Raw genomic sequence first — 23,929 nt, forward strand, 5'->3', positions numbered from 1 at the left:
CCATGACGTCGACCACTGCGGCACCGACGGCTGTTCCATCCCGACCTATGCCGTGCCGCTAAAGAGCTTCGCGCTCGGCTTTGCCCGCATGGCGACGGGCAGGGGCTTTGCGCCGGAGCGGGCCAGGGCGGCGAAGCGGCTCTTGTCCGCCTGCATGGCCGAGCCCTTCCTGGTCTCCGGCAGCGGCGGCGCCGATGTCGCGCTGATGCAGGCGGCGCCCGGCCGCATCTTCGTCAAGACCGGTGCAGAGGGCGTCTATTGCGCCGCCGTTCCCGAGCTTGGCCTCGGCATTGCGCTGAAATGCGACGACGGCGCCGGCCGCGCCGCCGAGGTGATGATCGCCGCGGTGCTGGCCAGGCTGCTGCGTGGCGACGAAGGCCTCGCCGCAAAACTGATGGAGCTCGCCCATCGCCCCGTCGAAAGCCGGATTGGCGCCAAGGTTGGCACGCTACGGCCGACGGCTGCGCTCAACTGACGTGGTTGCGCTCAACGGTCAGATGCGCATAGCCGGCATTGCCTGACTGGGCGAGGTCGGCGGTCGCCGGATCGGCCCAGCGCTGGCCGACGATAGCGCCGTTCAGCGCGCCATCGATGACATTGTCCGAGATGATGGCCGTTTCTGCGCCCTCGACCACCGACACCGCAATGCCGGTCCCGGCCTTGCGGATGATGTTGCCGGTGGCAACGACATTGCGCAGATAAGGCCCCCAGCCGATCTGCATGCCATAGAGCGGCGCGTTCTCGACGACATTGCCCGACACGGTGGTGTCGGCCTCGACGCTGATGCCGACGCCGAAGCCGGGCGCGTCGGCGGGGTAGGGGCCGACCGTCGACAGGTTGCGCACGATGTTGTTCGCGCACACGCCCATGCGGCCGCCTTCGTTGAAATTGACGATCGAGATGCCGTTGGCGGCGCCGTCGATGATGTTGTTGCCGATGACCGCGCCTTCGAAGGAGAATTCCGAATAGAGCGCCGTCTCGCCCGAGCGCGAGCAGGTGTTGCCGGTGACCTGCAGATTGCTGGAGCTGTTGGCGCGGATCGCCGAGAAGGCGCAGTCCGAGACGATGTTGCCCGAGATCACGACATTGCCGGCGCGGAAGGCGTTGATGCCGTTGCCGTTCTGGCCGGTGCCGCCGCTCCTGGCGCCGATGCGCTCGACGCGGTTGCCACTGACGAGGGTGCCGTCTTCCGCCTGCTGCCAGCGATGCACGAGGATGCCGCCATTGGCGCAGTCGGAAACCGTATTGCCGGAGATCTCCAGCCCGCCGGCTTCGACCGAATAGATGCCGGCGTCCGCCGCGCCGGAAATGTCGCAACGCCCGACGCGGCCCGAAACATGCTCCAGCGCCAGCCCGTTCTTGCCGCTGCCGGTGACCTGGCAATTGTCGATGACGAGATGGCCGACGCGACGCAGGTCGAGCAGGCCTTGCGCATAGTCGGCCAGCCAGCGGTTCGAGCCGTCGAACACCAGCCCGCCGAGTTCGATATGCTCGGCCTGCTCGACCATCATCAGATGGCCGTTGCCGCCATAGACGATGCGCGTGGCGCCCGGCACGCCGCTCAGGCGCAGGCGCGCTGGCAGCTTGAGGTTGGACACGACATAGGTGCCCTGCGGCAAAAACACCGGCGCGTCGCGCTCGCTGGCGTCGTTGAGGAGCTTGGTGAAGGCCTTGCTCTGGTCGTCAAGCGTGCCTGGTTGCACGCCGAGCTCGGTGGCGTTGATCGAACCGCGCATCGAGGCTTTCGCGATGCCGGGCAGCACCTTGGCCGAGACTTTGCCAGCGCAAAGGCCCGCAATGGCAAAGCCGGCGGTCTGGGCGAGCAGCATTCGTCTGTTCAACATCGGCACAGGTCCTGGCGTTTGCCATCCCTGTCGCAGGAATCGTGCCAGGCCTGCCGTCGGACTACAGCTTGTACAGAGGCGGCACCGGGCCTAAGTTCATTGCATGAGCAGAGCTTTTACCCGCGAAGAAGACAGCGAAAACGCCATCGCCGGCATTGGCGAGCGTCCGATCAGCCAGCACCGCAACCTGGTGACGGAGCGTGGCTTGGCAATGATCGATCAGGAACTCGAAGGACTGCGCGACGAATTGGGCAAGGCCGAGAGGCGAGCCGACCGCGAGCGCATCGCGCTCGTGTCGCGCGACCTGCGCTACTGGACCGCCAGGCGCGAGAGTGCGGAGCTTTCCGTGCCCGAGCCCGGCAGCGACGTGGTCCGCTTCGGCATGGGCGTCACGCTGGAAGGCGATGACGGCAAGAAAGTGCACTGGAAGATCGTCGGCGAGGACGAGGCCGATCCCTCAAAGGGCAGCATTTCCCATGTCTCGCCGATGGCAGTGGCGCTGTTCGGCAAGAAGCTTGGCGACATCGCGTCGGTCAACGGCAAGGAGTGGGAGATCACCAAGCTTTCGGACAAGGCTGAGAGCTAGTCTTCCAGCCTGACGACATGGTCGCGGAAGAATGCCGCGGCCCCGGCTTCGTCGATTTCACCCGCTGCAACCATCATCACCATTTGGATGACGTCCTCCTGCTCGGCCTCGACACTCAATCCATTGAAGTAGAGAAACAAATCGGCTGCGGCAAAAGCGGTGCGCTTGTTGCCGTCGACGAATGGGTGGTTCTTTGCGATGCCAAAGAGATAAGCGGCCGCCAGTTCGCAAAGATCGGGCTCTCCATAGGCCTCCTTCTGCTGAGGCCTAGCAAGCGCTGATTCCAGCATGCCTTCGTCACGAATGCCCGGCGCACCGCCGTGAAGGCGCAACTGCTCGGCGTGCATCGCCTCCACGAATTCTCGCGAATGATGCGCGGTCATTTCGCGAGCGCGCGGTAGGCAACCTCGTATTTCTTCATCCGCTCACGCGCGATCTTCATCTTGCGTTCGAATTCTTCGGCAGAGTCCTCAAGGCGGCGCAAGCGAAGCTCCTGACCCTCCTGGACGACGACCACATTGTCGCCCGCCTTCAGGTTCACCCGGTCGAGAAGTTCCTTCGGCAGGATCAGCCCTTCGGAATTGCCGATTTTGCGAATGGTGGTGTTCATGACGGATCATCCTGTTGCAACGCCGATTATAACGCCAGACGCCGATTGTTGCAACAGGAATTATAACGGCCTCATGCCGCCGCCAGCAGCCGGTCCATCAGCCTGTCCGCCGCTTCCGGAATGACCGTGCCCGGCGGGAAGATTTCCGCCGCACCCGCCTTCAGCACCGCATCATAGTCCTGCGGCGGGATCACGCCGCCGGCGACGATCAGCATGTCGCCATGGCCGAGCTTCTTCAGCGATTCCTTGAGTTCCGGGATCAGCGTCAGGTGTCCGGCCGCGAGCGAGGAGGCGCCGATGATGTCGACGTCGTGCTGGACCGCCAGTTTCGCGATCTCCTCGGGCGTCTGGAACATCGGACCGACGGTGACGTCGAAGCCGAGATCGGCAAAGGCGGTGGCGATCACTTTCTGGCCGCGGTCGTGGCCGTCCTGACCCATCTTGGCAACCAGGATGCGCGGCTTGCCACCGGATTTCTCCTCAAACGCCGCGATCTTGTCCCCCAACCTGTCGACCGCCGGATTGTCGCCGAGCGCATCGCGGTAGACGCCGGAGATCGTCTGCACCGCGGCGACATGACGCCCAAAAACCTTTTCCAGTGCCAGCGAAATCTCGCCGACGGTCGCGTTGGCGCGCGCCGCGCGGATGGCGAATTCCAGCAGGTTCTCGTCGCTCTCGGCCGCCCGCGTCAACGCGGCAAGCGCGCTCTCGACCGCGCCGACGTCGCGCGTGCCCTTCAGCCGCTGCAGCTTCGCCAACTGCCTGGCCTTGACCTCGGCATTGTCGATCTTCAGCACGTCGACCTCGATGTCGGTTTGCGGCCGATGCGCGTTGACGCCGACCAGCGTCTGCTCGCCGGAATCGATGCGCGCCTGGGTGCGGGCCGCGGCTTCCTCGATGCGCAGCTTCGGAATGCCTTTCTCGATCGCCGCCGCCATGCCGCCGAGGCTCTCGACCTCCTCGACATGGGCGAGCGCGCGCGCCGCCAGGTCATGCGTCAGCCGCTCGACGAAGGCGGAGCCGCCCCACGGGTCGACGATGCGCGTGGTGCCGGATTCCTTCTGCAGGATGAGCTGCGTGTTGCGGGCAATGCGGGCCGAATGGTCCGTCGGCAGGGCCATCGCCTCGTCGAAGGAGTTGGTGTGCAGCGACTGCGTATGGCCTTGCGTCGCCGCCATCGCCTCGATCATCGTGCGGGTGATGTTGTTGTAGGGATCCTGCGCCGTCAGTGACCAGCCCGACGTCTGGCAGTGGGTGCGCAGCGACAGCGAGCGCTCGTCCTTGGGCGCAAAATTCTTCTTCATCAGGCTCGACCACAGCAGGCGCGCGGCCCTGAGCTTGGCAACCTCCATGAAGAAGTCCATGCCGACGGCCCAGAAGAAGGAAAGCCGCGGCGCGAAGCGGTCGATGTCGAGCCCGGCAGCGACGCCGGCGCGGGCATATTCGATGCCGTCGGCGATGGTGTAGGCGAGCTCGAGGTCCGCCGTCGCGCCGGCCTCCTGCATATGGTAGCCCGAGATCGAGATCGAGTTGAACTTCGGCATGTTGCGCGACGTGTAGGCGAAGATGTCCGACACGATCCGCATCGAGGGTTTCGGCGGGTAGATGTAGGTGTTGCGGACCATGAACTCCTTCAGAATGTCGTTCTGAATGGTCCCGGCCAGATCCTTTTGCGCAACTCCCTGTTCCTCCGCCGCCACGATGTAGAGCGCCATGACCGGCAGCACCGCGCCGTTCATGGTCATCGACACCGTCATTTCGCCGAGCGGAATGCCGTCGAACAGCTGGCGCATGTCGAGGATGGAATCGATGGCGACCCCCGCCATGCCGACATCGCCTGCGACGCGCGGATGGTCGCTGTCATAACCGCGATGCGTGGCGAGATCGAAAGCGACCGACAGGCCCTTCTGCCCGGCCGCCAGGTTGCGCCGGTAGAAGGCGTTCGACTCTTCCGCCGTTGAGAAGCCGGCATATTGCCGGATCGTCCAGGGCTGCTGGACGTACATTGTCGGATAGGGGCCGCGCACGAAGGGCGCCATGCCGGGATAGGTATCGAGATTGGCGAGGCCCTTGAGATCGCCCTGCGTGTAGAGATGCTTCACGGCGATGCCTTCCGGCGTCATCCGCTGGCCCTTGAGCTCGACCGGCGCGCGGCGCGGAGCAGACCAGCCGATCTGGCTGAAATCGGGGATCATGCGCCGGCTCCGATCGACTGATCGATGCGCACCGGAAACAGCGGCTCGCAGGTCGCGACGCCTTCCGTCAGCGCCGGTCGCCGCTCCGCCGGCAGTGTTTCGACCGGGCGTTCGCTGCCCGCGCGGAACAGCGTCGTGCCGACGATGGCGCGCGCGCCCGTCCGGTATTCGGCGTTGCGCTTCGCAGCGGCGGTCTGGACGCGGTTCTGGATGTAGCCCTGCTGCAGGCTCGCCAGCACGCCGCCTTCGGCCTCGATGCGCTGGAATTCTTGCCAGGCGGCCGCGCAGAGATCATTGGTCAGCGCCTCGACGGCGCCCGATCCGCCAGCGGGGTCGGCGACATGATCGACGTGGCTTTCCTCGGCCATGATCAGCTGCGCGTTGCGGGCGACGCGGCGGGCAAAGCCGGCTGGCAGCCCATGCGCGATTGTATGCGGCAGGATGGAGATCGAATCGGCCCCGCCGGCGGCGGCCGCGAAACAGGCGATCGCCGTGCGCAATATGTTGGTCTCAGGGTCCGCCGCCGTCATCATGCGATAGGACGTCTCGGCGTGGATGCTGGCCGTCGAGGCCGGGATCGAGCAGGCTTCCTGGATCCGCGCCCACAGCCGGCGCAAGGCGCGCACCTTGGCCATCGACAGCAACTGGTCCTGGTCGACGCTGAGCGCGAAGCCGATATGGGGTGCGGCATAGACCAGCGGCTGGCGCGCCTTCTCGAACATCCTGAGATAGGAGACCGCCGACGCCATCATCGTGCCGAGCTCCTGCGCCTCGGTGGCGCCGGCATTGTGGAAGACGCGCCCGTCGGCCTCGAGCAACACGCCGGGCACCCCCATCGAGAAGAAATGCGCCATCGACTGCGGCATCGATTCCTGCAGCGCTTCGATCGACATGCGCAGCCGGCCGGTGCCGGCGAAGATCGCCGCCGGATCGATGCCGAAGGAAAGGTTGAGCTTGGCCGGATCCGAGCGGCGCTTGCCGAGGAATGCCACCAGCCAGTCGGCCACCGCACGGCTCCAGGGATGGGCATCGATGCGGACCTGGACGCGGTTGAGCGGCACGCCGTCGAGCACCGCTTCCAGCGCCTCGGCCGTTCGCGGCAGACCATAGCCGAAAGCGTTCGGCGCGCCCTCGAAAACCAGCGACAGGCCAGTCGCGCCTTGCGCGACATCGTCCAGTGCCTGCGCCTTGGCGCGGCCAATATCCGGATCGTCGACGCGCTGGCTGACGATCCAGGGCGCTCCGGGATTTGCCCTGACCATCGGTTCGGCCGTGGCCGAGCGCTCATAGAGCGGCTCGATGCGGATGCCGTCGTCGCTGTGGGAGACCAGCCTGTCCTCGAAGGAGCCGCCGGCAAGCGCCTTTTCGGCGAGCGCCAGCCAGCGCTGGCGGTCAGCGTTCTGAAGGTCGACTTCCCTGGTCAAGGCGCCGGCGCCCATCCGCACTCCTGATTTTTGCTGCCGCATCAATTCGAACCGTCAGTCTAAGGTTCCCTGTCCGATATCACAATGCGCCACGCATGCGGCCGGGTGAACCACCGACCGATTGCCAAACATGCGCAAAGTCCGCAAGCTGCAGGAAGCCCGGCAAGTCGGGATTTGGGTTGAGTTCCAGACTCCGACTGAAAGCCCGATTCGCGATTGGAGCATTGTCGCTGCCGTGTCGCCTCACTATACCTCAGCGAGGGCCCTTTGCTTTTAACTTCATCAGGTTGCGGAGACCGGACATATGGCTGACGACAAGAGCATTTTCATCGGCGCCAGCCGCAAGCCCGACGACAGCTACCAGCGCCCCGAGCAGCTTCTGCTGCAATATGGCAACCGCCACGGCCTGGTCACCGGCGCCACCGGCACCGGCAAGACGGTCAGCCTGCAAATCCTCGCCGAGGGTTTTTCCAACGCCGGCGTGCCGGTCTTCTGCGCCGACATCAAGGGCGATCTTTCCGGCATCGCCATGATGGGCGAGGCCAAGGATTTCCTGGTCAAGCGCGCCGAGCAGATCAAGCTCGACCCTTACGACTTCCAGGAATTCCCGGTCATCTTCTGGGACCTGTTCGGCGAACAGGGCCACCCGATCCGCGCCACGACTTCGGAGATGGGACCGCTCTTGCTGTCGCGGCTGATGAACCTCACCGAAGCGCAGGAAGGCATCATGAACATCGCCTTCCGCATCGCCGACGAGGAAGGCCTGCTTCTGCTCGACCTCAAGGATCTGCAGGCGCTGCTAGCCAACATCGCCGAGCGCGCCGATGAGCTCAGCGCCCGATACGGCAATGTCACCAAGCCGTCCGTCGGCGCCATCCAGCGCACGCTGCTGGTGCTGGAACAGCAGGGCGCGGCGAATTTCTTCGGAGAGCCGGCGCTGCGCATCGCCGACATCATGCGCACCACGCGCGACGGCCGTGGCGCCATCAGCGTGCTTGCTGCCGACAAGCTGATGATGAACCCGCGCCTCTACGCCACCTTCCTGCTCTGGCTGATGTCGGAGCTGTTCGAGGAATTGCCCGAGGTCGGCGATCCGGACAAGCCGAAGCTGGTCTTCTTCTTCGACGAGGCGCATCTGTTGTTCGAGGACGCGCCGAAGGTGCTGGTCGACCGTGTCGAGCAGGTGGTGCGACTGATCCGCTCCAAGGGCGTCGGCGTCTATTTCGTCACCCAGAACCCGCTGGATATTCCCGAGAAGGTTCTGGCCCAGCTCGGCAACCGCGTCCAGCATGCGCTGCGCGCCTACACGCCGCGCGAACAGCAGGCGGTGAGGACGGCGGCCGAGACGTTCCGCCCCAACCCCGATTTCGACTGCATGACCGCGATCACCCAGCTCGGCACCGGCGAGGCGCTGGTCTCGACGCTGGAGGCCAAGGGCGTGCCCTCCATGGTCCAGCGCACGCTGATCCGCCCGCCATCGTCACGGCTCGGCCCGATCACGCCTGACGAGCGCCGCCAGTTGATCGCCGAAAGCCCGGTTTCGGGCCAATACGACCAGGTGATCGACCGCGAATCGGCCTTCGAGCTGCTGCAGAAGAAAGCGAAAGAGGCGCAGGAGGCCGAAGAGCAGGCGCAACAGGCCGACAGCGGCCGCTCGCGCTGGACGATTCCCGGTTTCGGCGACGATCCCGCTCCGCAGTCCGGCGGCCGCCGCGCCCCGGCGCCACGCCCCTCGAACCGCCAGACGGTGGCCGAAGCGGCAATCAAGTCGGTGGTGCGCTCGGTCGGCTCGTCCGTCGGCCGCGCGATCGTGCGCGGGATTCTGGGCAGCCTGGCCAGGGGGCGGTAGGATGTCTGCACGAGAAGGGCGGAGGTCGCTTCAAGCGGGGTGACAGAGCGCTGCCGTGATCAATCCTTCCTGCGTGATCGCGAGCAGGAAGCCGCGGCGAAAACCAGGCGAATTGGCTCATCCGCGTATGACGGATTCACACCGGGATGAGCGGAGCCACCTCACGGTCCGACGGACGATCGCTCGCGGCGAGGCCAGACACGACACCGGCACGATCGGCAGCGTTGCGGTTCTGGCTCATCTTGCGCTTGCCTTCGAGCCGCGTGATCGGCATGCGCAGGCCAACAATCCCCTTCAGTTGCGCCTGGATGAAATCCGGCGGCGCATCCGATACGGCCCAGGGCGAGGCGCGGCCGTCTTCGTGGAGGGTGGTGAGACGCGTCACCACGTCGAGCAGCCTGTCGGCATCGTCGAAGAATTCAATCGGTCCATAGGCATGGACGGCGACATAGTTCCAGGTCGGCACGACCTTCCCGGTTTCCTGCTTGGCCTGATACCACGCCGGCGTCACATAGGCGTCCGGTCCCATGAAGATCGCCAGGCCGTCGCCCAATACCGGTGCGCGCCACTGCGGATTTGCCTTCGCGACATGGCCGTTGATCACGCCGTGCTCGCCCTCGTTCTCGTCGAGAAGAAGTGGCAACGGCGTCGCCTGCGGTCCTTCCGTCGTGGCGGTGACCAGCGTCGCCAGCCGCGCGGCGCGGATCGTTGCTCTCAGGCTCTCCTTGTCGTCATCACGGAAGGCGGGCGGTATGTACATGGCGAAACTCCTTGCGTTGCAGGCGACGATGCCGCAAGTCTGGCTTGGTGGAAATATCCAGTTTCGTAGGTTCTCTGTGGTCCAGTTGGAGAAGGATGGCGTCGCGCGCCGGATCATCGCGGCGATCAAGGCGCAGGTGCACAGCGGCGCCTATCGGCCTGGCGACCGCCTGCCGTCGACGCGGGTCTTTGCCGCCGAATGGGGCGCCTCACGCACCACGGTGACGGCCGCCTATAGCCAGCTCGACGCCGAAGGCTATCTGATCATCCGGCCGGGAGCACGCGCGATCGTGGCCTCGGGGCTGGAAGCGCCATCGATGGAGACGCCCCTCGCGACCGCTCAGCCCCGCAACCTCTCGGCATTCGCCCGCCGCCTCGTCGCCCTGCCTGCGCCGGCGGAAATGCAGCCGGCCAAGCTTGCCGATTTCCGCTATGGCGACCTGTCCGGGGCGGACTTCCCGGTGCTGGCCTGGAGGCGGGCGTCGAACAAAGCCATTTTGCGACGCCCCGCGCGGCTGCGCTATGGCGACCCTCAGGGGTCCCTTGCCGCCCGCGGCGCGCTTCAGGGCTATCTCTGGCGCGCTCGCGGCATCAATTGCACGCCGGACCAGATCGTCATCGTCAACGGCTCCCAGCAAGGGCTCGACCTCTGCGCGCGGCTGCTGCTTGACCCCGGCGACCGGTTTGTGATCGAGAACCCGGGCTATCTAATGGCCCGTAATGCCTTCGTGGCGGCAGGCGGCATCGCCCGGCCCGTTGCGGTCGACGCCGACGGGCTGAGGACGGATGCCTTGCCGCCGGCCCGCCTTGCTTGCGTGACGCCGTCGCATCAGTTTCCGCTCGGTAGCGTGCTTTCCGCGACGCGCCGGCGCGCCCTCCTGGCCTGGGCCAAGGCTACAGGCGCCTACATCGTCGAAGACGATTACGATGGCGAATACCGTCACGACATCTCCCCCATCCCGCCGCTGCGGGCCCTCGATCCTGACTCCGTCATCTATATCGGCACGCTGTCCAAGACGCTTTCGCCGACTCTGAGGCTCGGCTATCTCGTCGTTCCCGCCAGCCTGTGCCGGGTATTCAGCGAGGCGAAACGGCTGACCGACCGGCATGCTCCGATGCTGGAACAAGACATACTGGGCGACCTGCTGGCGAGCGGCGCTTATGAGCGTCACGTCCGCAGCATTCGCAGGAAGAACGCCGAGCGCAGGGAGGCCCTGCTGCAGGCGTTGTCCGAACATCTGGGTGCAGGAGTCTCCGTCGCGGGAGCCGACACCGGACTGCATGTCGTCGCCTGGATGAACGGCATCGATGCCGAACGCGAGCCGGCGATCATCGCGGCTGCGCGCGCCGCCGGGATCGGCCTCTATCCGGTATCGCCGCTCTATGACCCAACCGAGCCGCGACCTGAAACGGCCGGCTTCATCCTCGGCTATGCCGGGCTCGACGTGGAGGCACTGAGACGCGGTGTTGCAATGCTGGCGACCGTGCTGGCCGCGCACCGCTGACGAGATCAGGCTTCAGAAGAGCTCGTCGGTATCGCGCCTTATCGGCCCAAGCAGGATCGATCCATCGGGCACGCCGGCGTCGATCGGAATGGCTTTGCGATTGGCGCTCGCCACCATCGGCTGGCCGACATCGGCGGTAACGATCACCGGCGTCTTCGAGGGCACGCGATCGTAGAGATCGATGATGTCCTGGTTGATCAGGCGAACGCAGCCCGACGACACCGACTTGCCGATCGAGTTCCATTCCGGCGAGCCGTGCAGGCGGTAGAGCGTGTCCACATTCCCCTGGAACAGATAGAGCGCGCGCGCGCCGAGCGGGTTCTTCAGCCCGCCGGGCATGCCGCCATTGTCGGCGCTGTACTCCCTCAGCTCCGGCTGGCGGGCGACCATCTCGTCCGGCGGCGTCCATTTTGGCCACTTCTGCTTCCACTGCACCACCGCGTCGCCCGCCCATTCGAAGCCGGCACGGCCGAGGCCGACGCCGTAGCGGATCGCCTGGCCGCCCTCACGCACCAGATAGAGGTGATGGCCGGTCGTATCGACGACGATGGTGCCCGGCTTCTGGCCAGTCGGATCGGGAACGATCTGGCGCAGGAACTGCGGATCGATCTTCTGGAACGGTATGGCCGGCACTTCGAAACCGCTGTCCGAGATCGGGCCGTACATCGTCGCATAGTCGCCCAGCGGCGGCTCGACATAGGCCGGCGGCGGCGGCTCGACTGGTTCCGGCCTCGTCGTGGCGCAAGCCGAAACGGCGACCGAGGCGGCGCCGAGCGCCGCGGCATTGAGAAAGCCGCGGCGGCTGAGGCGAAGGGAGGACGGATCGGATGTGAACATGGTTGCCTTTTTTAGGTCTCAAGTCGCAACAAAGCATAAATGCGCCGGTGCGGACTGTTAACGGGAGCACTCTCGCCTTTAACAGTTGGCGGCGATAGGCGGTTCCGATTCTGGCCTCAGGGTGGACAAACAAAGGCAAAGCTGTGACCGCATCCGGCCTGTTGCGCCACGGCCACATGCGGCCTGGCGACCCCAAGCTATGTTGAGATCCAGGTCAAGTCGGCATCCCCTGAATGCCAACCTACCTCAAGCGGTCAGCAGGCCTTCGAGCGACGGCAGGATCAATCCCGGCATGAAATCGCGGTATTCGTCAGGCTGGTTGGCGCGGTTGATCCACACCGTGCGGAAGCCGAACTTGGCGGCCCCCGCCACGTCCCAGCGGTTGGACGATTGGAACGACACCGCATCCGGATAGAGGCGCCAGCCGGTGGTCACCATGTCGTAGGTCGAGGGGTCGGTCTTGAAGCGCCTGACTTGATCGACCGAAAAGATGTCGTCCAGCACCTGGTCGAGCGCGGCCGACTTGACCGCAGCTTCGAGCATCTCGGGCGAGCCGTTGGAGAGGATCGCCAGCCGAGCGCCGGACGCCTTGAGCGCCTTGAGCACGGCCGGCACCTCCGGATAGCAGTCGAGCCGCCAGTAAGCCTCCAGCAGCTTGGCCCGCAGCCCCCTGTCGACCGAGGGTACCTTGCGCAGGGCGAAATCCAGCGCCTGCTCGGTCAATTGCCAGAAGTCGGCATAGGCGCCCATCAGCGTCCTGACCCAGGAATATTCGAGCTGCTTGGCGCGCCAGATGTCGGAGAGCAGCTGGCCGTCCGGCCCGATCTCGCCGGCGTGGCGGCGCACGGCGGCATGCACGTCGAACAACGTGCCGTAGGCGTCGAAAACATAAGCCGCATGGTGCATGCGACAGTTGTGAGGCGAGGGCAGGCGGAGCGCAAGCGTTGATTGCGGCCAGCGCCAATCGATGCTTGCGATAGCCGCCAGGCCGAGAGCCGCAGGCCTCAACAAATCTCCGCGATACCGGTTGACTGCGGCCTTCAAAGCATCTTCCTATGCCCGCTTCGCGAAAAGCATCTGGACGGACCGAGCAATGACACTGGCGGCAGCGGCGCAATCCGCAACATGGACCTTCGTCGACGGCGACTGGCATGAAGGCAATGTCGCCATTCTCGGCCCCCGCAGCCACGCCATGTGGCTCGGCACCAGCGTCTTCGACGGCGCCCGCTGGTTCGAGGGCGTGGCGCCCGACCTCGAGCTTCACGCCGCGCGGGTGAACGCCTCGGCCATCGCGCTCGGCCTGAAACCCACCATGACCACCGACAAGATCGTCGGGCTGACCTGGGATGGCCTGAAGAAGTTCGATGGCAAGACGGCGGTCTATATCAGGCCGATGTATTGGGCCGAGCATGGCGGCTACATGGGCGTGCCGGCCGATCCGGCCTCGACCCGTTTCTGCCTTTGCCTATACGAATCGCCGATGATCTCGCCGGCTGGCTTTTCGATCACCTTGTCGCCGTTCCGGCGGCCGAGCATTGAGACCATGCCGACCAACGCCAAGGCCGGCTGCCTCTATCCCAACAACGGCCGCGCCATCCTCGAAGCCAAGATGCGCGGCTTCGACAATGCGCTGGTGCTGGACATGCTGGGCAACGTTGCCGAGACCGGAACCTCGAACATCTTCCTGGTCAAGGACGGCCACGTGCTGACGCCGGCGGCGAACGGCACCTTCCTGTCCGGCATCACCCGTTCGCGCACGATAAACCTGCTCGGCGACTACGGCTTCAAGACCACGGAGAGGACGCTCTCGGTGCGCGAATTCCTCGAAGCGGACGAGATCTTCTCCACCGGCAACCATTCCAAGATCGTGCCGATCACCCGCATCGAGGAGCGCAACCTCCAGCCCGGGCCGGTCGCCAAGAAGGCGCGCGAGCTCTACTGGGACTGGGCGCATTCGGCGTCCGCCGCCTGATCCGCGGCCTGGCTTTCCTTTCACGCGGCCACCTGCTGCAAAACCATGTGACACTCTTCCGGAACCTCTCTAGAAAGGGAACCGGCGCTTCATTCCGGAGTTGTCCCCAACCATTCCAGACCTATCTTAGTCCGGTATCGACACCGGATTTTCCATGAGGGAGTACCATCCATGGCTTTTGAGCTGCCCGCTTTGCCCTACGACTACGAGGCCTTGCAGCCTTACATGTCGAAGGAGACGCTGGAGTACCACCACGACAAGCACCACAAGGCCTATGTCGACAACGGCAACAAGCTCGCCGCGGAAGCCGGCCTGGGAGACCTTTCGGTCGAGGAGGTCGTCAAGCAGTCCTTCGGCAAGAACGCCGGCCTCTTCAACAACGCCGCCCAGCACTACAACCACATCCACTTCTGGAAGTGGATGAAGAAGGGCGGCGGCGGCTCCAAGCTCCCTGGGGCCCTGCAGAAGGCCTTCGACAGCGACCTCGGCGGCTATGACAAGTTCAAGGCGGACTTCATCGCCGCCGGCACCACCCAGTTCGGTTCCGGCTGGGCCTGGGTTTCGGTCAAGGACGGCAAGCTCGCGATCTCGAAGACGCCGAACGGCGAGAATCCGCTGGTGCATGGCGCCTCGCCGATCCTCGGCGTCGACGTCTGGGAGCACTCCTACTACATCGACTACCGCAACGCCCGCCCGAAATACCTCGAAGCCTTCGTCGACAGCCTGATCAACTGGGATCATGTCCTTGAGCTCTATGAAAAGGCCAATGGCTGATTGATTGGAGAAAAAGCCCCGGCACGACCGGGGCTTTTTCTTTTCTGCCGGCAACGGAAAGCGAAAATCGTTGCTGAGTGGACGGAATATTTCCCTTGCGACGTCCGTTAACGTCCAGCCGCGAACTCTCTTCACCAAGGAGCCACTGAATGAGAAAGCTTGTTCTCGCCATCTCTATGCTCGCCATTGCCGGTTCGGCCGCCTTCGCTGATCCGATCAAGGATCGCCAGGCCCTGATGAAGGAGCGCGGCAAGCTCGCCGGACAATTGTCGAAGGTCGTCAAGGGCGAGGAGGCTTTCGACGCCGCCGCCGTGCTGACCGCGCTGCAGGCGCTGCAGGCCAATGGCGAGAAATGGGACACCGAGAAGTTCTTTCCGGCCGGCAGCGACAAGGGCGACACCACCGCCGCGCCGAAGATCTGGGAAGATACGGCCGGCTTCAACGCGGCCGAGGACAAGTTCCTGGCCGACGTCAAGGCCGCAGTCGCGGCTCCGCCAGCCGATGTCGAAGCCTTGAAGGCGCAGCTCAACACGATCGGCGGCGACTGCGGCACCTGCCACCAAAACTACAGGATCAAGAAGGGCTGATCGCGGTCAATGCCCTGGCTGAGGAAACTCGTCGCCGCCGCCCTCGTTCTGGGCGGCGTCGGCGCGGTTGCCGGATGGGTGATGTCGGCGCCGGTCAGGCTCGATGCCGCGACCGTCGCGCAGCTCGGCCCCGGCGACGCCGCCAAGGGCAAGCGCATCTTCTATGCCGGCGGCTGCACCTCCTGCCATGCGAAGCCCGGCGCGAAAGGCGAGGACCGCCTTGCGCTGACCGGCGGCCTGGAACTGAAGACGCCGTTCGGAACTTTCGTGCCGCCCAACATCTCGCAGGATGCCAAGGACGGGATCGGCGCCTGGAGCGAGGAAGACTTCGCCAACGCCATGCTGAGGGGCGTCTCGCCGGCGGGCGAGCATTTCTATCCGGCGTTTCCGTACGCCTCCTACGCGCGCATGAAGCCGTCCGATGTCGCCGACCTTTACGCGTTCATGAAGACGCTGCCGGCAGTCGCCGGCAAGGCGCCCGATCACAAGCTCGGCTTACCCTTCAACATCCGCCGCGGCATCGGCCTGTGGAAGCGGCTCTATCTCAATCCCGAGCCGGTGATCGCCCTGGCAGACGGCGCGCCGGACAAGGTCGCGGCCGGTCGCTATCTCGTCGAAGGCCCCGGCCATTGCGGTGAATGCCACACGCCGCGCGACCTTGCCGGCGGCACCAGGAAGAGCGAATGGCTGGCCGGCGCCACGGCCGCCGAAGGCTCGGGCATCGTGCCCAACATCACGGCGGGCGAGGGCGGCATCGGCGAGTGGTCGGAGGGCGATATCGCCAACTATCTCGAGACCGGCTTTACGCCGGATTTCGATTCCGTCGGCGGCGCCATGGTCGACGTGCAGAAGAACATGGCCGAACTGACTGCCGACGACCGCGCTGCGATCGCCGCCTATCTCAGGGCCGTGCCGCCGCATCCCAACGGCTATCCGGCGCGCAAAAAGCCGGCGAGTTGACCGCCTGCATGTCGCCCGTGCGTGGCACCATCCACGCAATTGGTCTCGCGCTGCATATTAGTTGACTTCATTACTCATGTATTATAGGCGCTTCGGCCAGTTTTCCGGCTAACCGAAGTTGCCATGCCCTCGATCGATCTTGTGTCCGGAGTTAGCCTTGGCGGGCAGCGCACGGCGCTTCTCCTCGCTGATGGACGAACGCTCTCCTACGCGGAGCTGGACAGCCTTGCGCAGCGCTTCTCAGCGAGGCTGGGGCAAGCAGAAAAGCAGCTGGTGGCCATCGCGGCGGAAGCCTCCGAGCATGCGATCGTCGCCTATCTTGGAGCCTTGCGGGCGGGCCATGCGGTGGCCATGCTGCCGCCATGCGACAACCGACTTTGGGATGATTTCCTGGCGGCCTTCCAGCCCGACTTCACCTATCGGCCACTCGACGGCCGATGGCGTCTGGTCAGGGAGGCTCGGTGTGCACGGGACGCCGAGCCGCTGCACCCCGATCTCGCACTGCTGCTGATGACGTCCGGCAGCTCGGGTGCTGCCAAGGCCGTCAGGCTGTCCTATGGCAATCTCGAAGCCAATGCGCGCTCGATTGCGGCCTATCTCGAACTCTCTTCGGACGACCGGGCCGCTCTCGTGCTGCCGCTGCATTATTCCTACGGGCTGTCGGTCCTCAACTCGCATCTGATCGCGGGCGCCAGCGTCCTCTTCCCCGGCGCCTCCATTATGGACGGCGATTTCCTCACGACAATCGCCGACGGCGGCTGCACGAATCTGTCGGGCGTACCGTATTCCTACGAGCTCTTGGAAAGAGCGCGTTTTCGCGAGGTCGAGTTCAGCACACTGCGGATGATGACGGTGGCGGGCGGACAGCTCCGCCCCGACCTTATCCGCCTCTACAGGGATCACATGCGCGCCCGGGGCGGCGGCTTCTTCGTCATGTACGGCCAGACCGAGGCGACGGCGCGCATCGCTTTCGTGCCGCCAGAGAGCCTTTCCGACAGGGAGGAGCGGATCGGCGTCGCCATCCCGGGCGGCAGCCTTGGCATCGTCGACGCCGAAGGAAAGCCGATCAGGCGAGCGGACATTCCCGGAGAACTCGTCTATCGCGGTCCTAACGTAATGATGGGTTACGGCGCGAAGCGTTGCGATCTGTTGCGAGGTGCCGAGGTCGAGACCCTGCACACCGGCGACATTGCCGTGCAGGACGAGCACGGTTTCTTCCGCATCGTCGGGCGCAAGAGCCGCTTTGCCAAGATTGCCGGCCTCAGGATCGGCTTCGATGTCATGGAGCAGGCGCTGCAGCGGCAAGGTATTGCAGCCGCGGTGCTCGGCGACGATCGAGGGTTGCATGCCTATGTGGTCGGCGCCGGCTCGGCGGGGAAGGCACACCGTATCCTGGCCGAAGTCAGCCGGTTGCCCGCCAATCTGGTTCGGGTTGCGACGCGCGGCGACTTTCCAAGGCTTGCATCCGGCAAGATCGACTATGGCTGCCTTCAGCGCGAGATGTTGGAAGGACGGGCGGGGGCCCGTTCCGAAGGGGGCGGCGTGCCCGATGCCTATGCTCGCGTGTTCTACCCGCTCCGCGTCGGTCGCAACGACAGCTTTGTCTCCCTCGGCGGCGATTCCCTTCGCTTCCTGCAACTGGCTCTGGAACTCGAACGGCTCGGCTTGGAGCTGCCGGACGGCTGGGAACGGCTAAGCGTCGCGGAACTGACACATCGTCACGCGGCGGCGCGGCCTCTCGCACGCACGCAGGCAACCGAACTGCCGGTCGATCTGGTGCTGAGGGTCATCGCGATCCTTCTGGTGGTCGTGCATCACGAGACCCTGTGGCCTATCCCCGGCGGTTCCGGGGTCATGATGCTGCTTGTCGGCTACAGTCTTGCGCGTTTCCAGTCGGCCCATTTGCTCGCCGGGCGAATTTGGCACGCGCTGAAACCTGCGATCGACGTGCTGATCCCGTATTTCTTCATTGTCGCCGCTTACGCCGTCGCCTGGCAGGCGGCGCCTTGGGCCTCGATGACCCTTACCGGCAACTTCGGCTATGCCGAACCGGAACGTCACGAGATGATCCCTTATCTCTACTGGTTCATCGAGGCCTACGCGCAGACGCTCCTGGTCTTCGCTCTCATCTTCGCCATTCCCATTCTACGCCGGCTGGCCAGAGCTCGACCCTTCGCCTTCTCGCTGGGCCTTTTGGTGTTTGCCGCTGCCGCGCGCTTTTCGGTCCCGTTGTTCGTCGAGCTAGGCAACCGCCAGATATTCGCGATCTACTGGGTCTTCCACCTTGCTGTCTTCGGCTGGTGCGCCGGGTTGGCCGACACGCACGTCAGGAAAATCGTCGTGACCGCGTCTGCCGCCATTGTGCTGGGGTATCTGGCCTTTTGGGAGTCGGTCTGGCTGGGCACGACGGTCAAGTATTTGATGATTTTCGCGGCGCTTTCGGCGCTTCTCTATCTGCCGCGTCTTCGCCTGCCAGCCGGGGTGGGGCGGGTGGTTATGCAGGTCGCCGTCGCGGCTTTCCCGATCTATTTGTTTCACCGCTTCGTCCCGGAGCTTTTGATGGCGCCCGTCGCGGGCCGGTTGCCGGCTCCGGGCTTCCAATTGCTTGCGATCGCTGGCGGCGTCGTCTTAGGCATCATCGCCGGCAAAGCCTTGGCCGCCGTCCGAAACCTGCGCGGCAGATTGGCGGTAGGACGCCAGCCGGAATTGCTCTCTGCGTGAGACGCCTGGTCCGCGGTCGTGCTTGAGCCGCTCGGGCTACGGGTGGCGGTCGCCGAGGAAATCGAAGCCGCTTTCGAAGAAGTGATTGTAGTTGCAGGTCAGCTCTTCGCCAGGCGCAATATCTCGGAGCGTGTAGGTTTCCTCCGGCGAGGAGACGTCGCAATTCGGGTCGTCGTCATGGTTCATGTAGCGGGCGTCATCGGCCTCGAAGACGATGTAGGCCGGATCGCGGCGGTCGGGATAGGAATAGCGGTCGAGATAGGATTTCACCGGGCCGGTCTCGTTCTCATAGGTGTCGACCTCGATCACCCGGTCGAATCTGGGGTCGAGCTTCCAGATCAGCGTGCCCTGGGGGATGTGGTTCTTGGCGAAGACGCCGATGCCCTGGATGGGCGATTTGTCGAGATAGACGTCGACGAGCAGCATGGCGGACCCTTGCAAGACGGTGACTGGCAGGCGCGGCTCGAAAAAAGCCGGGCATTGGGTAGCGCGCGACGGCGGCAATTGCGAGCACAAAATCGCCGCGCATGAGCGCGAAATGAAGCCTCTGAAAACGTCATGCGCAAATCAAAAATTTATGACCGGACGCATCAGTTTGGGAGCGATGCCGGCAGGTCCCGCAATTGGCCGTTGGACGGCCGTTTTGAGCTGCTCTGAACAGCAGGTGCGCACCGCTCAGCGCTGCTGCAACGCCAGGCGCACACCGAGCGCGCAGTAGATCGCGCCGACGACCTTGCCTTGCCATTTCAGCACCGCGGGATTCCGGCGCAGGAAGGCGCCCAGCCCACCCGCGCTCACCGCGAAGACGACCGTGCTGAACAGGCCTAGCAGGACGAAGATGATTCCCAATGCCGCCAGCTGAAGCATCACCGATCCGTTTTCCGGCCGCACGAATTGCGGCAGGAAGGCAAGGAAGAACAGCGCGGTCTTGGGGTTGAGCATCTCGGTGAGCACCGCCTGGCGGAAAGCCTTGCCCGCCCGGATCTCAAGCGCACCGGCGGCTGGATCGGTCGATGTCTTCTCGATGATCGCACGTATGCCAAGATAAACGAGATAGGCCGCGCCGATATATTTGACGATGCTGAACAGCATCGCCGATGTGGCGATGATCGCCGAGATGCCGACCATCGCCATGACGGTGTGGAATATATCGCCGGCCGCGATCCCGGCGCCGGTGGCGATGCCCACTTTCGTTCCCGAACTCGTCGCCCGCGCGACGGTCAGCAGCGTGGCGGGGCCGGGAATGAACACAAAGCCGAGCACGACCGCGACATAGGTCGCCAATGTGGCCAAGTCGATCATTCCAGGGTCCTCCGCGACTTCGCCCAATCAAAGCCACGCCGTGGCTCGCGACGCAATGGCCTTCTCACCCGCTCGCCGCCGCCGAGACTGAATCGGCCTTGCCCGCCACCTTCAACGCGAAGGCATAGGTGTAGGCGATCTCCTCCAGCCTGGAGAAACGGCCGGAGGCGCCGGCATGGCCGGACTCCATGTTGATCTTGAACAGCACCGGGTTGTCGCCGCTCTTGCGCTCGCGCAGCCTCGCCACCCATTTGGCCGGCTCCCAGTAAGTGACGCGCGGATCGGTGAGCCCGGCCTGCGCCAGGATCGGCGGATAGTCGAGCGCCGCCACATTGTCGTAGGGTGAGTAGGCCGCGATCGTGCCGTAGTCGTCGGCCGAGGCGATCGGATTGCCCCACTCGGGCCATTCCGGCGGCGTCAGCGGCAAGGTCGCGTCGAGCATCGTGGTCAGCACGTCGACGAACGGCACTTCGGCGACGATGCCGCCAAAACACTCCGGCGCCATGTTGGCGATCGCCCCCATCAGCATGCCGCCGGCCGAGCCGCCTTGCGCGACGATGCGGTCATGCGCCGTGTAGCGCTCGGTCACCAGATGGCGCGCGCAGGCGATGAAGTCGGTGAACGTGTTCATCTTTTGCGCACGCTTGCCGTCATCGTACCAGCCGTAGCCCTTGTCCTTGCCGCCGCGGACATGGGCGATGGCATAGACGAAGCCACGGTCGACCAGCGACAGGCAATTGGTGTTGAAGGACGCCGGCACGGTGATGCCGTAGGAGCCGTAGCCGTAGAGCAGGCAAGGTGCCGAGCCGTTGAGTGGCGTGTCGCGGTGGTGGATGAGCGAGATCGGCACCAGTTCGCCGTCGCTGGCGGGCGCCATCAGCCGGCGCGTCACATAGTGGTCGGGATCGTGACCCGAAGGGACTTCCTGGGTCTTCAACAGCACGCGCTCGCGTGTGCGCATGTTGTAGTCGAAGACCTGCGCCGGCGTCGTCATCGACGAATAGGTGAAGCGCATGATCTCGGTATCGTATTCGTAAGAACCCGACAGGCCGAGCGAGAACGCTTCCTCGTCGAACGAGATCAGGTGCTCCTCGCCGCTTTCGCGATCGCGCACGACGATGCGCGGCAGGCCCTCCCTGCGCTCCAGGCGGACCATGTAGTTGCTGAAGCCCAGGACCGAGAGGATCAGCCGTCCGGGCTCGTACGGAACCAGCTCGCGCCAGTTGGCGCGCACCGGATTTTCGACCGGTGCCGTCATGATCTTGAAATCCTTGGCGCCGTCGGCGTTGGTGAGGATGAAGAAGATGTTGCCGCCTTCCTCGAGGTCGTATTGCAGGCCGGTTTCGCGCACGGCGACCAGCTTCGGCTCGGCAAGCGGGTCATCGGCGCGCATCAGCCGGTATTCCGAGGTCTCGTGATCGTTGATGCCGATCATGATCCACTCGTTGGAACGCGTCCCGCCGACATCCATGAAAAAGCCCGGATCGGTTTCCTCATAGATCAGCCGATCGTTTTCGGCACTGTCGCCAAGCGCGTGGAACAGCACCTTGGAGGGACGATGATTGTCGTCGAGGCGGGTGTAGAAGAACCCGTCGTCGCCGGCATTCCAGACGCCGCCGCCACCGGTATCGGGGATCCTGTCCGCCAGTTCGTGGCCCTTGCCGAGGTCGCGCACGCGGAGCGTGAAGAACTCGGACCCCTTGTCGTCGAATGCCCACAAGAGCTTCTTGTGGTCGGCCGAATGGTCGACGCCGCCGAGGCGGAAATAGGGCTTGCCTTCGGCTTCCGCATCGCCGTCGAGCAGGATCTCGTCCGTGCCGCCATCGCGCGGCGTGCGGAAATAGCGCGGCTGCTCGCCGCCCAGTCTGTAGGACGAGCCATAGGCATAGGGGCCGTCTTTCATCGGCACGGTGGAATCGTCCTCCTTGATGCGCCCCTTCATCTCGGCGAAGAGCTGCTTGCGCAGTTCCGCGGTGTCGGCCATCAGCACCGCCTGATAGGCATTCTCGGCTTCGAGATGCGCGCGGATCCGGCTGTCGAGCAGGGAAGGATCCCTGAACATGGCCTGCCAGTTGTCGGCCCGCAGCCAGGCGTAGTCGTCTGTGCGGGTGAAGCCGTGATGCGTGTCGAAGATGGACCGTTTCTCGGTCTGCGGCGGGGTGGCGGTCGGAAAGGCGGAAGATCTGGTCATTAGGTCTCGCTGCGGAAATTGCTTGAATGGCAAATGAACACGCCGATCAGCGTCGGTTCAAGAGCCGGCCGGCATTGTTGCGACGGCTCCACAATAGGCCGGAGAGAGGGAAGATGATGAATTTCTGTATTCGCACCGCCGCGGCTCTTGCCGTCGCTTCGACTGTTCTGGCCTCCGCCGGCCAGTCTCATGCAACCGCCTTCGCCGCTTGGCAAGTGTCGGGCGTGCCCTACGGCGACACGCTCAACGCGCGCAAATATCCATCGGGCAGCTCGCAGAAGCAGGCCGCCTATCCCAACGGTGCCGTGCTGCAGATGACCGGCCGCTGCACCGGCGGGATAAATCTGCTCGACATCGCGGGCCAGCCGCACTGGGAGCAGCGCCAGGCGGTGCGCTATCGCTGGTGCGAGATCTGGCACGACCCGGCACGGGACGGCGATTTCGTCACCGGCTGGGTCTATGGCAAGTATATCGCGCCCTATTGAGCGGCCCGATATGCTCCGCTTATCTCCGACCGCGCGCAGCAGTAATGCCTTGCAACCCGTGATTTCATTAGGATGCGGAAACCTTGCGACCTGTCGCGGATCAAGCATAGGCGAAGCATTTCGCTCATTTTAGCTGCTTTTGCCGATGTAATTGCGACGTGACGCCGCGTCAGGTGGTGCTGGTCTGACCAGAAAAATCTCGCTAAGTTACGCGATGCACGAAAGGTTGAAGCTGAACGGGGAATATTTGATTAATATCGCTGAATATAGCACGTTAGGCGAATTGACTTACTTGACTATTGGGATCATTAAGATCATGCGACGCGAATCGCAGAGCTCTTTCCTGCATGAAATTCGCGCGAAGCCCAGCCAAAAAATGGGCGCAGTTAGAAACAACTCTCGTTGGGGCCTGAACACAATGGATATCGCCGAAACACCTTCCCGAAACAGCGACGCGCTGATCGAGCTGACCGCCGATGTGGTCGCAGCTTATGTCAGCAACAATCCCGTACCCGTCGGCGAACTGCCGAACCTGATCGCCGATGTCCATGCAGCCCTTGGCCGCGTGGGCGGTGCCACCGAAGCGCCGCCCGCCGACAAGCAGAAGCCTGCAGTCAATCCGAAGCGCTCCGTCCATGACGACTACATCGTCTGTCTTGAGGACGGCAAGAAGTTCAAGTCGCTGAAGCGCCACCTGATGACCCACTACAATCTGACGCCCGATGAATACCGTGAGAAGTGGGGTCTCGACGCAAGCTACCCGATGGTGGCTCCCAATTACGCCGCCGCCCGCTCGCAGCTTGCCAAGAAGATGGGCCTCGGCCGCAAGCGCAAGGGCCGCTGAAGGCAATCTTCACTTCGATGCCGGACGGCGCCTTCGGGCGCCGTCTTGCTTTGAGCACTCGCCGGCGCGCCGGCCGGTCGCCGCGCCAATCGTTCCCAAAAATCCGATTTGTCAGGTCAGGCGGCCTGCGTCAGCGCCGCTTCGGCGTCGCGCTTGATGCGCTTGACCATCGAGCGCAGGCCGTTAGCGCGCTGCGGCGACAGGTGCTCGTTGAGGCCGAGCGTCTTCAGAGTCGCTTCCGCGTCGGTCTTCTGGATCTCGCTCGCCGGCCGCCCGGAATACAGCGCCAGCATGATGGCGACCAGGCCGCGCACGATATGAGCGTCCGAATCGCCCCTGAAGGCGATGACCGGATCGGCGCCCGGTCCGTGCTCGGTGGTGAGCCACACCTGGCTGACGCAGCCCGGCACCTTGTTGGCGGGGGTGCGCTCGGCTTCCGGAAACGGCGGCAGCGCTTCGCCCAGTTCGATCACATAGCGATAGC

At 64.4% G+C, this 23,929-nt stretch carries 23 protein-coding genes; 11 read left to right on the forward strand and 12 right to left on the reverse strand.

Features of this window, described 5'->3' with window-relative positions:
* Positions 1–475: asparaginase (locus EN780_RS06635; RefSeq protein ID WP_189556414.1), on the forward strand; the 475-nt coding region annotated here is incomplete at its 5' end.
* Here EN780_RS06635 and EN780_RS06640 read toward each other — a convergent pair.
* On the reverse strand, positions 468–1,844 hold the full coding sequence (locus tag EN780_RS06640; RefSeq protein WP_127283085.1) for a TIGR03808 family TAT-translocated repetitive protein: 1,377 nt from the start codon (positions 1,842–1,844) through the stop codon (positions 468–470). The genes EN780_RS06635 and EN780_RS06640 overlap by 8 nt on opposite strands.
* Before the next feature lie 103 nt (positions 1,845–1,947).
* Here EN780_RS06640 and greA point away from each other — a divergent pair, with 103 nt between their 5' ends.
* Positions 1,948–2,430: a transcription elongation factor GreA gene (gene greA, locus EN780_RS06645; RefSeq protein ID WP_127283086.1), complete on the forward strand. Its 483-nt coding sequence runs from the start codon at positions 1,948–1,950 to the stop codon at positions 2,428–2,430.
* On the opposite strand, the gene EN780_RS06650 is transcribed toward greA, so the two are convergent.
* The 4 genes from EN780_RS06650 to EN780_RS06665 form a co-directional block, all read right to left on the reverse strand.
* On the reverse strand, positions 2,427–2,813 hold the full coding sequence (locus EN780_RS06650; protein WP_127283087.1) for a type II toxin-antitoxin system death-on-curing family toxin: 387 nt from the start codon (positions 2,811–2,813) through the stop codon (positions 2,427–2,429). The genes greA and EN780_RS06650 overlap by 4 nt on opposite strands.
* Positions 2,810–3,040: an AbrB/MazE/SpoVT family DNA-binding domain-containing protein gene (locus tag EN780_RS06655; protein WP_127283088.1), complete on the reverse strand. Its 231-nt coding sequence runs from the start codon at positions 3,038–3,040 to the stop codon at positions 2,810–2,812. The genes EN780_RS06650 and EN780_RS06655 overlap by 4 nt, the downstream gene beginning before the upstream one ends.
* A gap of 71 nt (positions 3,041–3,111) precedes the next feature.
* Positions 3,112–5,235: a methylmalonyl-CoA mutase gene (gene scpA, locus EN780_RS06660; protein WP_128272754.1), complete on the reverse strand. Its 2,124-nt coding sequence runs from the start codon at positions 5,233–5,235 to the stop codon at positions 3,112–3,114.
* Positions 5,232–6,674 (reverse strand): methylmalonyl-CoA mutase subunit beta, encoded by a 1,443-nt coding sequence (locus EN780_RS06665; protein WP_128272756.1) that lies wholly within the window; start codon positions 6,672–6,674, stop codon positions 5,232–5,234. Before EN780_RS06665 ends, scpA begins: the two co-directional genes overlap by 4 nt.
* A 289-nt stretch (positions 6,675–6,963) precedes the next feature.
* Here EN780_RS06665 and EN780_RS06670 point away from each other — a divergent pair, with 289 nt between their 5' ends.
* Positions 6,964–8,508 (forward strand): helicase HerA-like C-terminal domain-containing protein, encoded by a 1,545-nt coding sequence (locus EN780_RS06670; protein ID WP_127312050.1) that lies wholly within the window; start codon positions 6,964–6,966, stop codon positions 8,506–8,508.
* Between the two features lie 136 nt (positions 8,509–8,644).
* On the opposite strand, the gene EN780_RS06675 is transcribed toward EN780_RS06670, so the two are convergent.
* A complete protein-coding gene (locus EN780_RS06675; protein WP_128272758.1) occupies positions 8,645–9,268 on the reverse strand; it encodes an FMN-binding negative transcriptional regulator in 624 nt (207 codons plus the stop codon).
* Between the two features lie 16 nt (positions 9,269–9,284).
* On the opposite strand from EN780_RS06675, the gene EN780_RS06680 reads away from it, so the two are divergent.
* Positions 9,285–10,772, forward strand: coding sequence for a PLP-dependent aminotransferase family protein (locus EN780_RS06680; protein ID WP_245499896.1), 1,488 nt, complete (start codon positions 9,285–9,287; stop codon positions 10,770–10,772).
* A gap of 12 nt (positions 10,773–10,784) precedes the next feature.
* Here EN780_RS06680 and EN780_RS06685 read toward each other — a convergent pair whose 3' ends face one another.
* Together EN780_RS06685 and EN780_RS06690 are read right to left on the reverse strand one after the other, a co-directional pair.
* Entirely contained in the window at positions 10,785–11,609 is an 825-nt protein-coding gene (locus EN780_RS06685; protein ID WP_127392293.1) for a L,D-transpeptidase, read from the reverse strand.
* Between the two features lie 246 nt (positions 11,610–11,855).
* A complete protein-coding gene (locus EN780_RS06690) occupies positions 11,856–12,515 on the reverse strand; it encodes a haloacid dehalogenase type II (RefSeq protein ID WP_127392294.1) in 660 nt (219 codons plus the stop codon).
* 187 nt (positions 12,516–12,702) lie between these two features.
* On the opposite strand from EN780_RS06690, the gene EN780_RS06695 reads away from it, so the two are divergent.
* The 5 genes from EN780_RS06695 (at position 12,703) to EN780_RS06715 (ending at position 18,623) form a co-directional block, all read left to right on the forward strand.
* Positions 12,703–13,581 (forward strand): branched-chain amino acid aminotransferase, encoded by an 879-nt coding sequence (locus EN780_RS06695; protein ID WP_127283095.1) that lies wholly within the window; start codon positions 12,703–12,705, stop codon positions 13,579–13,581.
* 171 nt (positions 13,582–13,752) lie between these two features.
* Positions 13,753–14,355 (forward strand): superoxide dismutase, encoded by a 603-nt coding sequence (locus tag EN780_RS06700; RefSeq protein WP_127283096.1) that lies wholly within the window; start codon positions 13,753–13,755, stop codon positions 14,353–14,355.
* A gap of 149 nt (positions 14,356–14,504) precedes the next feature.
* Complete coding sequence (locus EN780_RS06705; RefSeq protein ID WP_128272760.1) at positions 14,505–14,942, forward strand: cytochrome c; 438 nt, start codon at positions 14,505–14,507, stop codon at positions 14,940–14,942.
* Between the two features lie 9 nt (positions 14,943–14,951).
* Complete coding sequence (locus EN780_RS06710; RefSeq protein ID WP_128272762.1) at positions 14,952–15,902, forward strand: cytochrome c; 951 nt, start codon at positions 14,952–14,954, stop codon at positions 15,900–15,902.
* 123 nt (positions 15,903–16,025) lie between these two features.
* Entirely contained in the window at positions 16,026–18,623 is a 2,598-nt protein-coding gene (locus EN780_RS06715) for an AMP-binding protein (RefSeq protein WP_128272764.1), read from the forward strand.
* Positions 18,624–18,659: 36 nt separating this feature from the next.
* Here the strand turns inward: EN780_RS06715 and EN780_RS06720 are convergent, their stop codons facing one another.
* The 3 genes from EN780_RS06720 to EN780_RS06730 form a co-directional block, all read right to left on the reverse strand.
* Positions 18,660–19,049, reverse strand: a complete 390-nt coding sequence (locus EN780_RS06720; RefSeq protein WP_127283099.1) for an SET domain-containing protein-lysine N-methyltransferase — start codon at positions 19,047–19,049, stop codon at positions 18,660–18,662.
* 249 nt (positions 19,050–19,298) lie between these two features.
* The gene (locus EN780_RS06725; protein WP_128272766.1) at positions 19,299–19,925 is read right to left on the reverse strand and encodes a LysE family translocator; all 627 of its coding nucleotides are present in this window, start codon (positions 19,923–19,925) and stop codon (positions 19,299–19,301) included.
* Positions 19,926–19,989: 64 nt separating this feature from the next.
* Positions 19,990–22,116, reverse strand: a complete 2,127-nt coding sequence (locus tag EN780_RS06730) for a S9 family peptidase (RefSeq protein WP_128272768.1) — start codon at positions 22,114–22,116, stop codon at positions 19,990–19,992.
* 116 nt (positions 22,117–22,232) lie between these two features.
* On the opposite strand from EN780_RS06730, the gene EN780_RS06735 reads away from it, so the two are divergent.
* Together EN780_RS06735 and EN780_RS06740 are read left to right on the forward strand one after the other, a co-directional pair.
* A complete protein-coding gene (locus EN780_RS06735) occupies positions 22,233–22,601 on the forward strand; it encodes an SH3 domain-containing protein (protein ID WP_128272772.1) in 369 nt (122 codons plus the stop codon).
* 418 nt (positions 22,602–23,019) lie between these two features.
* Positions 23,020–23,445 (forward strand): MucR family transcriptional regulator, encoded by a 426-nt coding sequence (locus tag EN780_RS06740; RefSeq protein WP_127283102.1) that lies wholly within the window; start codon positions 23,020–23,022, stop codon positions 23,443–23,445.
* 116 nt (positions 23,446–23,561) lie between these two features.
* On the opposite strand, the gene EN780_RS06745 is transcribed toward EN780_RS06740, so the two are convergent.
* On the reverse strand, positions 23,562–23,929 hold a 368-nt coding region (locus EN780_RS06745; protein WP_133372583.1), incomplete at its 5' end, for a SufE family protein.

This window comes from Mesorhizobium sp. M4B.F.Ca.ET.089.01.1.1, assembly GCF_004022605.1.
Taxonomy (GTDB): Bacteria; Pseudomonadota; Alphaproteobacteria; order Rhizobiales; family Rhizobiaceae; genus Mesorhizobium; species Mesorhizobium abyssinicae.